The 9071-nt window shown below is 59.9% G+C and carries 7 protein-coding genes; 5 read left to right on the top strand and 2 right to left on the bottom strand.

All coding sequences use genetic code 11. The features are described from left to right. Positions 1-185 precede the first annotated feature (185 nt). Entirely contained in the window at positions 186-1466 is a 1281-nt protein-coding gene (locus V8J63_RS17220; RefSeq protein WP_024013278.1) for an HAAAP family serine/threonine permease, read from the top strand. Between the two features lie 166 nt (positions 1467-1632). Here the strand turns inward: V8J63_RS17220 and acnB are convergent, their stop codons facing one another. Beyond that, a complete protein-coding gene (gene acnB / locus V8J63_RS17215; protein WP_024013276.1) occupies positions 1633-4242 on the bottom strand; it encodes a bifunctional aconitate hydratase 2/2-methylisocitrate dehydratase in 2610 nt (869 codons plus the stop codon). Between the two features lie 467 nt (positions 4243-4709). Between acnB and V8J63_RS17210 the strand changes: the two genes are divergently transcribed. Further along, positions 4710-5180: a DUF1289 domain-containing protein gene (locus tag V8J63_RS17210; protein ID WP_024013275.1), complete on the top strand. Its 471-nt coding sequence runs from the start codon at positions 4710-4712 to the stop codon at positions 5178-5180. Between the two features lie 100 nt (positions 5181-5280). Here V8J63_RS17210 and V8J63_RS17205 read toward each other — a convergent pair whose 3' ends face one another. After that, a complete protein-coding gene (locus tag V8J63_RS17205) occupies positions 5281-6144 on the bottom strand; it encodes a universal stress protein (RefSeq protein ID WP_336464389.1) in 864 nt (287 codons plus the stop codon). A gap of 159 nt (positions 6145-6303) precedes the next feature. On the opposite strand from V8J63_RS17205, the gene V8J63_RS17200 reads away from it, so the two are divergent. From V8J63_RS17200 to V8J63_RS17190, 3 genes are all read left to right on the top strand, one after another. Continuing rightward, positions 6304-6906, top strand: coding sequence for a tRNA-(ms[2]io[6]A)-hydroxylase (locus V8J63_RS17200; protein WP_016775115.1), 603 nt, complete (start codon positions 6304-6306; stop codon positions 6904-6906). Positions 6907-7047: 141 nt separating this feature from the next. Next, positions 7048-7755 carry a winged helix-turn-helix domain-containing protein gene (locus V8J63_RS17195; protein ID WP_130901900.1) on the top strand — a complete coding sequence of 236 codons (708 nt, stop codon included), beginning with the start codon at positions 7048-7050 and terminating at the stop codon, positions 7753-7755. After that, entirely contained in the window at positions 7756-9042 is a 1287-nt protein-coding gene (locus V8J63_RS17190; protein WP_336464387.1) for an ATP-binding protein, read from the top strand. It begins immediately after the preceding gene. Positions 9043-9071 lie beyond the last annotated feature (29 nt).

Genomic DNA, 9071 nt, shown 5'->3' with positions numbered 1-9071 from the left:
AAAAAGCATTCCGAAAACGACTCCCCATCGGTCTGCTCCGCACAACCATTCCTCAGCTAAGTCTTTGCTTGCATTGATTTATCACGGAGAATCGCGCCCCTGTTTCGGCCGGAGCATGTCTGTCGGTTTTTTACCGACGCGTCCTGACCGAGTGGCAAGTGACCGGAAAGCGGAGATCCGACCGGATGAATGATCAGGCCAATAGCCTCGAAAAGCGCTTCGACGCAGCAGCACCCGCTGAACTTTCGAGCTGGAATCGCCAGGACACCACCTGGATGCTGGGACTGTTTGGGACGGCCATTGGCGCCGGCACCCTGTTTTTGCCGATCAACGCAGGGCTGGGGGGCTTCTGGCCGCTGGTGATCCTCGCGCTGCTGGCCTTCCCGATGACGTTTTACGCGCACCGTGGCCTGACCCGTTTTGTGCTGTCCGGTCGCGAAGGTGCCGATATCACTGAAGTGGTCGAGCAGCATTTCGGTATCAAGGCCGGTGCCTTGATCACGCTGCTGTACTTCTTCGCCATCTTCCCGATCCTGCTGATCTACAGCGTCGGCCTGACCAACACGGTCGCCAGTTTCCTCGAACACCAACTGCACATCACGCCGCCGCCGCGCGCGTTGCTGTCGTTCGTGCTGATTCTCGGCCTGCTGGCCGTCGTGCGTTGCGGTGAGCAGGCGATCGTCAAGGCCATGAGCCTGATGGTCTATCCGTTCATCGTCGCGCTGCTGTTCCTCGCCGTGTACCTGATTCCGCACTGGAATGGCGGCATCCTCGCCACCGCGTCGCAAGTGCCGGCGCCGTCAGCGCTGCTGCACACGCTGTGGCTGGCGATTACGGTGATGGTGTTCTCGTTCAACCATTCGCCGATCATCTCGGCGTTCGCGATGGACCAGAAGCGTCGTTACGGTGTGCACGCCGACGAGCGCAGCTCACAGATCCTCGCGCGCGCTCATGCATTGATGGTCATTTTGGTGCTGTTCTTCGTATTCAGTTGCGTGCTGACCCTGTCGCCGGAGCAACTGGCTGAGGCGAAAGAGCAGAATCTGTCGATCCTGTCGTACCTGGCCAACCACTTCAGCAACCCGACCATCGAGTTTGCGGCGCCGTTGATTGCGTTTGTGGCGATCTCCAAGTCGTTCCTCGGTCATTACATCGGGGCCAGCGAAGGCCTCAAGGGCCTGATCGTCAAGAGCGGGAGGCGTCCGGGCGCCAAGGCGCTGGATCGCATCGTGGCGGCGTTCATGCTGGTGATCTGCTGGATCGTCGCAACGCTTGATCCGAGCATCCTGGGCATGATCGAAACCGTCGGTGGGCCGGTGATTGCGGCAATCCTGTTCCTGATGCCGATGTACGCGATTCGCAAAGTGCCAGCGATGGCGCGCTATCGCGGTCAGGCGTCGAACGTGTTTGTTACCGCGGTGGGACTGGTGGCGATTTCGGCGCTGGTTTACAAGCTGGCTGTGTAATGACTGATCGTTCCCACGCTCTGCGTGGGAATGCCTCTTGTGACGCTCTGCGTCACGCTTGGGGACGCAGAGCGTCCGGGGCTGCATTCCCACGCGGAGCGTGGGAACGATCAAAAAAAACGCCGCTCATCTCACGATGGGCGGCGTTTTTTATTGCCTTGCAGCGTTAGGCTTGAACGACCGGGATCTTGGCGTTCGCAGCAGCTTCACGGAACTCGGCGATCTGGTCGAAGGACAGGTAGCGGTAGACATCGGCCGCCATGCTGTCGATCTTGCCAGCGTATTCCATGTACTCCTCGACGGTCGGCAGGCGACCCAGGATCGAAGCAACGGACGCCAGCTCGGCCGAGGCCAGGTAGACGTTCGCGCCGTCGCCCAGACGGTTCGGGAAGTTACGGGTCGACGTGGAGACCACGGTGCTGTTCGGCTCAACGCGAGCCTGGTTACCCATGCACAGCGAGCAGCCTGGCATTTCCATGCGTGCGCCGGCCTTGCCGTAGATGCCGTAGTAGCCTTCTTCGGTCAGTTGGTGAGCGTCCATCTTGGTCGGCGGCGACAGCCACAGACGGGTTGGCAGCTGACCCTTGACCTGATCCAGCAGTTTACCGGCAGCGCGGAAGTGACCAATGTTGGTCATGCACGAACCGATGAACACTTCGTCGATCTTCTCGCCAGCAACGCTGGACAGCAGACGGGCGTCGTCCGGATCGTTCGGCGCGCAGAGCACAGGCTCGTTGATCTCGGCCAGATCGATTTCGATGACTTCGGCGTATTCGGCGTCGGCATCGGCTTCCATCAGCTCAGGATTGGCGATCCAGGCTTCCATCGCTTGAGCACGACGTTCCAGGGTACGCGCATCGCCGTAGCCTTCGCCGATCATCCAGCGCAGCAGGGTGATGTTGGACTGCAGGTACTCGGTGATCGACTCTTTCGACAGCTTGATGGTGCAACCGGCAGCCGAACGTTCGGCCGAGGCGTCGGACAGTTCGAACGCCTGCTCCAGGGTCAGACCTTCCAGGCCTTCGATTTCCAGGATGCGGCCGGAGAAGGCGTTTTTCTTGCCTTTCTTCTCGACGGTCAGCAGACCGTTCTGGATAGCGAAGTACGGAATGGCATGAACCAGGTCACGCAGGGTGATGCCAGGTTTCATCTTGCCCTTGAAGCGCACCAGGATCGATTCCGGCATGTCCAGTGGCATTACACCAGTGGCTGCAGCGAACGCGACCAGACCGGAACCGGCCGGGAACGAGATGCCCATCGGGAAACGGGTGTGCGAGTCACCACCGGTACCGACGGTGTCCGGCAACAGCATGCGGTTCAGCCACGAGTGGATGATGCCGTCGCCCGGACGCAGGGAGACGCCGCCGCGGGTCATGATGAAGTCAGGCAGGGTGTGGTGGGTGGTCACGTCGATCGGCTTTGGATAGGCCGCGGTGTGGCAGAACGACTGCATCACCAGATCAGCGGAGAAGCCCAGGCACGCCAGGTCTTTCAGTTCGTCACGGGTCATTGGACCGGTGGTGTCCTGAGAACCCACGGTGGTCATCTTCGGTTCGCAGTAGGTGCCAGGACGCACGCCCTGGCCTTCTGCCAGACCGCAGGCCTTGCCGACCATTTTCTGCGCCAGGGTGAAACCCTTGGTGCTTTCAGCTGGAGCTTCAGGCTTTTTGAACAGATCGAACGCTGGCAGACCCAGTTCGGCGCGAGCCTTTTCGGTCAGACCACGGCCGATGATCAGCGGAATACGACCGCCGGCACGGACTTCGTCCAGCAGCACCGGGGTTTTCATTTCGAAAGTGGTGATGACTTCGTCGGTACCGTGCTTGCAGACTTTGCCAGCGTGCGGGTACAGGTCGATCACGTCGCCCATGTTCATGTTCGACACGTCGAACTCGATCGGCAGGGCGCCGGCATCTTCCATGGTGTTGTAGAAGATCGGAGCGATCTTGCTGCCGAAGCAGAAACCGCCAGCGCGCTTGTTCGGCACGTACGGGATGTCGTCGCCGAAGAACCACAGCACCGAGTTGGTCGCCGATTTACGCGAGGAACCGGTACCGACCACGTCACCGACGTAGGCGATCGGGAAGCCCTGGCCGCGCATTTCTTCGATCTGCTTCATCGGGCCGGTCTTGCCTTGCTCGTCCGGAACGATGCCGTCACGGGCCATTTTCAGCATGGCCAGGGCGTGCAGCGGGATGTCAGGACGCGACCAGGCGTCTGGCGCAGGGGAGAGGTCGTCGGTGTTGGTTTCGCCGGTGACCTTGAATACGCGCAGGCTGATCTTGTCGGCCAGGACCGGGCGCTTCTTGAACCACTCGCCGTCAGCCCAGGATTGCAGCACGGCCTTGGCGTGAACGTTGCCGTTCTTGGCTTTTTCAGCGACGTCGTGGAAGGCATCGAACATCAGCAGGGTGTGCTTGAGTTCTTCGGCGGCGACTGGCGCCAGCTCGGCGTCGTCCAGCAGTTCCACGAGGGTGACGATGTTGTAGCCGCCCTGCATGGTGCCGAGCAGTTCGACAGCGCGTTTCTTGTCCAGCAGAGGGGAGGTGGCTTCGCCCTTGGCCAGGGCAGACAGGAAACCGGCCTTGACGTAAGCGGCTTCGTCCACTCCAGGTGGTACGCGATTGGTGATCAGGTCAACGAGGAAAGCTTCTTCGCCAGCCGGAGGGTTCTTCAGCAGCTCGATCAGGCCTGCTGTTTGTTCGGCGTTAAGCGGCTGGGGAACGATACCCAGGGCTGCACGCTCTTCGATATGTTTGCGGTAGGCTTCAAGCACAGTTATTACCCTCATCAGTGGTCCCAAATGGGTGTCCGGGACGCTCATCCCGAAATTGCCGTACTCATGCGCCTCACGACGTTGTGGGTCGTTCGGCCAGAATTACCGGCAATTCCTTACAGAAGCTGCTTTCAAAGTTTTACGCCTGCAGAACGGGGAGCTGATGAGGGTTGGCGTTGGGCTTTTCCCCGCTGGAAAAACCCTTCGCCAACACCGCTCTGAAGGAACGACTGTGCTCGTGACGCTTTGAAAACAGCTTCTAACGGACATTGGCGCCTTAAAAGGCTGGCTGATTCTACGGCAAAAAAAATTTAAAGGTAAGTCGCGCTCTATTGGACTTTCGTGGCAATCAGCGCGGCCGGAGCAAACCTGCGACGCTGGCGAGACCTTGCTGTTTGAGGGGTGATCAATGCCCGACAAAGGGCTAACATGCCGGCCTGTTCCGCGTTTCAGTGTTCTGCCCATTTATGCCCAATCAGACCATCAAGACCCCCTGCGTCGGCCTCTGCTCCACCGTTTACGGTGACCTTGTGTGCCGTGGCTGCAAGCGTTTCCACCACGAAGTGATCCATTGGAACGGGTACAACGAGGAGGAAAAGCGTGCGGTGTGGCTGCGTCTGGAGCAATTGCTGTCACAAGTGATGGCAAGCAAGGTCGAGATCTTCGATCCGGCGCGCCTGCGCGAGCAGCTGGAACAGCGCAAGATCCGCTTCGTACCGCATCAGTCGGAATATTGCTGGGCCTATCAGCTGATTGCCCGGGGCGCGCGGGTGATCATTAATCTTGAGGCGTACGGGATGGTATTGCTGCCGGAGTTCCGCGACTGGAACCTGCCGGAACTGCGCGATGCCATTGATCGGGAATTCTTCCTGCTGTCGGAAGCGCATTATCAGCGCTACATCGCCCCGGGCTTTCTGAAAGACGCCTTCGGCGCCTGAACAGCAAAAGCTTCGCGAGCAGGCTCGCTCCCACAGGGAAATGCATTCCAGATGTGGGAGCGAGCCTGCTCGCGAAAGCGCCAGTCAGGCATGGCGATCCTCAGTGTTTTGCCGTCAGTTCCACCAGATGATCCTCAACCTCCTGCGGCTTGAGCACGAGCACATCGCTTTCCAGCGTATCCAGCACCGCTTCAGCGGTATTGCCGATCAGCGCGCCTGACAAACCACTGCGTGCCACTGTGCCAATCACCGTTACCGCGGCCTGGAGCTTGTGCGCCATGAACGGGATCAGCACATCTGCCGGGCCTTCCTCGACGTGCAGGTGCTCGTCATCGACATCGAACTCCGCCTGAAACGCCCGGCACTGCTCGCGGTATTTGGCTTCTATGGTCGATTTGAGCTGGAACGTCGGGTCCGCGGCCGAGAGCATCGGCGACGGATGCGCGGTAATCACATGCAGGTGCGCTTTGGCCAGACTGGCGATGTCATAGCCGTGATCGATGATGATGCTGTGCAAATGCCGATGCTCACCGTCGGCATTGCCGACATCGACCGCAGCCAGGATCACTTTGTCCTTCCACGAACCGGCGGTTTTGACCAGCAGCACCGGGGTAGGGCAGTGGCGCAGCAGCTTCCAGTCGGCCGGGGTCAGCAGGGCCTTTTTCAGCGAGCTGTCGGGGAAGTGCTGTTTGATCACCAGACCGCAACCTTCGGCCTGCTGCACATCGATGATGGTTTCGTGCAGGCTCTCGTTCCACGCCTGTTCGGTGGTCACGCTGTAGCCTTCGGCGAGCAATGCCGCCTTGAGCACGCTGAGCAGGCCGGCGTGGTCATGCTTCTTGTCGCACACCAGCAGATGCAGATGGGCCTGGGTGACACCGGCGATCAGCTTGGCGCGCTTGAGCGCCAGGCTTTCTGCATGTTCAGGTTCGATGACCACCAGAATGCTGCGAATGGCTTGCATGAGCGGAGTCTCCAGCAAAGAAAAGGCACGGCGTTGCACAACTATAGTTGCTACCCGAACGTCTGCGACTTGATGCATATCAACAGCCGCCGCTGGTGGTCTGCGGGCAGGCCGGTATAATCGGCGCCCTTCGCTCGAACACCTTTTACCGTGAGCCCCATGATCCTTCCCGAAATCCACGAATTCCTTGGCTGCCGCACGCCCGACGCCTGGGTCCAGGCGGCACTGGCCGATCAGGAAACCCTGCTGATCGATCACAAGAACTGCGAGTTCAAGGCCGCCAGCACGGCGCTGAGCCTGATTGCCAAGTACCACGCCCATGTCGACCTGATCAACATGATGTCGCGCCTGGCCCGGGAAGAACTGGTGCACCACGAGCAAGTCATGCGCATCATGAAACGGCGCAAGATCGAGTTGCGTCAGCTGCACGCCGGCCGCTACGCCTCGGGCCTGCGCAAGGTGGTGCGCAGCCACGAACCGGTGAAACTGGTGGATACGCTGGTGGTTGGTGCTTTCATCGAAGCGCGCAGTTGCGAACGCTTTGAAGCATTGGTGCCGCATCTGGACGAAGAACTGGGCAAGTTCTATTTCGGTTTGCTGAAAAGCGAGGCGCGGCACTTTCAGGGTTATCTGAAACTGGCCTATCAGTATGGTGATGCCAAGGATGTCGCGCAGGTGATCGAGCGCGTCCGTGCGGCCGAGCAGGAACTGATCGAATCGCCGGACGAGGAATTCCGTTTCCACAGCGGTGTGCCCGCCTGAATTTGTTAAAAACTCTTAAGAGTATGAAACATCACCGAAAACCGGCCCGAGTGGCCGGTTTTTGCTGTCTGCCGTCATCGCCTGTTCGATGAATGCCAGCATAATATCGGCCCTTCCACGTTTGGCTTGGCAACGGTTGTTATGGATAACCTGGGTTTCGGCAAAGTTCTGCTGGTCGAAGACGATGAGCGTCTCGCCGCACTGATCGCACACTTTCTAGAACAACACGGCTACGAGGTGCGCACGGTGCATCGCGGTGATCTGGCCATGGCTGCATTCCTGGAATTCAAGCCGAAAGTGCTGGTGCTCGACCTGATGTTGCCGGGGCAGAGCGGTTTGCAGGTCTGCCGGGAAATTCGCAGTGTTTCGGACACGCCGATCGTGATCCTCACGGCCAAGGAAGACGATCTCGATCACATTCTCGGTCTGGAGTCCGGCGCTGACGATTACGTGATCAAACCGATCAAACCGCCGGTATTGCTCGCGCGGCTGCGGGCGTTGCAACGGCGGCAGACGCCGGACAGCGGCGTGGTGAGTTTTCTCGAGTTCGGGCAATTGAGCATCGACCGCAGTTGCCGGGAAGTGCGCCTGACCGGTGAGCTGATCGAGCTGACCACCATGGAGTTCGAATTGCTCTGGTTGCTTGCCAGCGCGGCAGGCAAGATTCTTTCCCGCGATGACATTCTCAATCGCATGCGCGGCATTGCCTTCGACGGCCTCAACCGTAGCGTCGACGTCTACATCAGCAAATTGCGCAACAAGCTCAAGGACAATCCCCGCGAGCCGGTGTGCATCAAGACCGTGTGGGGCAAGGGCTATCTGTTCAATCCGTTCGCGTGGGAGCTGTAGATGCTGCGCTTGTTCCTCGGCCTGTTTCTGGTGATGACGGTGGGTCTGGTGCTGGCCTTGCAGGCGGTCGAGCACACCTTCAACGCGTTGCTCGACAGCCAGACGCAGGATTACAACCGTGAAGCCGTGCGTGGTCAGGCGTGGTCGCTGGTCGATCATCTGCAAGGCCGCCAAGGCGCCGAGCGTGAACAGAAACTCGATTCATTGCGTGCGCACTACGGTCTGTCGCTGGGTCTGGTCGAGGCCGATCAACTGGCCCTGACACCGCAGGAAAAAGCCGAGCTCGCGCGGAACCTGTTGGTGATCCGCGACGATTACACGCAGTTCATCAGCAACATCGATGGCGGCTCGCAGCTGCTCAGCATCAAGCTGCCGCCAGAGCCGAGCCTGATGCCGTTCTACATCACCGCGGCGTACATGATGCTCGCGGTGTTGATCGGCATCGTTCTGTTTTTCTGGGTGCGCCCGCACTGGCGCGACCTGGAAAAGCTGCGGCTGGCGGCCGAGCGTTTCGGCGACAACGATCTGTCGGTGCGCATTCAGTTGTCGCGGCGCTCGAACATCCGCGATCTGGCCGAGCACTTCAATCTGATCGCGGCGCGCATCGAGGGCTTGATCGCCAACCAGCGCGAACTGACCAACGCGGTGTCCCACGAATTGCGCACACCGATTGCGCGGCTTTCGTTTGAGCTCGATCAGCTCAAGCAGCAACCGGACGCGAGCCAGAATCGCGAGCTGATCGCCGACATGTATGCCGACCTTGGTGAGCTGGAGGAGATGGTCTCGGAATTGCTGACCTACGCCAGCCTGGAGCATGGCGCGACGGTGATCAAACGGGAAAATATTCACGCAGCCGATTGGCTCGACAGCGTCGTCGGCAGTGTGGCGCTTGAAGCCGAAGCAGTGGGGGTGCAGTTGTCGATCGCCGGTTGCCAGGTCGACACGGTAAGCATCGAACCGCGCTTCATGGCGCGGGCGGTGATCAACCTTTTGCGCAATGCCATTCGCTATGCCGAACAGCGTGTCGAGGTGTCGCTGCTGCGCAATGGCGATGACTATGAAGTGCGGGTGAGTGATGACGGCCCGGGCGTGCCGCTGGAGGGACGGGAGAAAATCTTCGAACCGTTTTCCCGACTGGATGCCAGCCGGGATCGGCGCACCGGTGGTTTTGGGTTGGGCCTGGCGCTGGTGCGGCGGGTGTCGCAGTCCCATGGCGGGCAGGTTGAAGTTGGCGATTCGGTGTGGGGTGGGGCGCTGTTCAGGATGACTTGGGCGCATCTGGACTGATTGATATTGCCTGACCCGGCCCCTTCGCG

This window comes from Pseudomonas sp. CCNWLW23, assembly GCF_037095675.1.
Lineage (GTDB): Bacteria > Pseudomonadota > Gammaproteobacteria > Pseudomonadales > Pseudomonadaceae > Aquipseudomonas > Aquipseudomonas atacamensis.
This window is presented reverse-complemented; position numbering and strand designations above follow the sequence as displayed.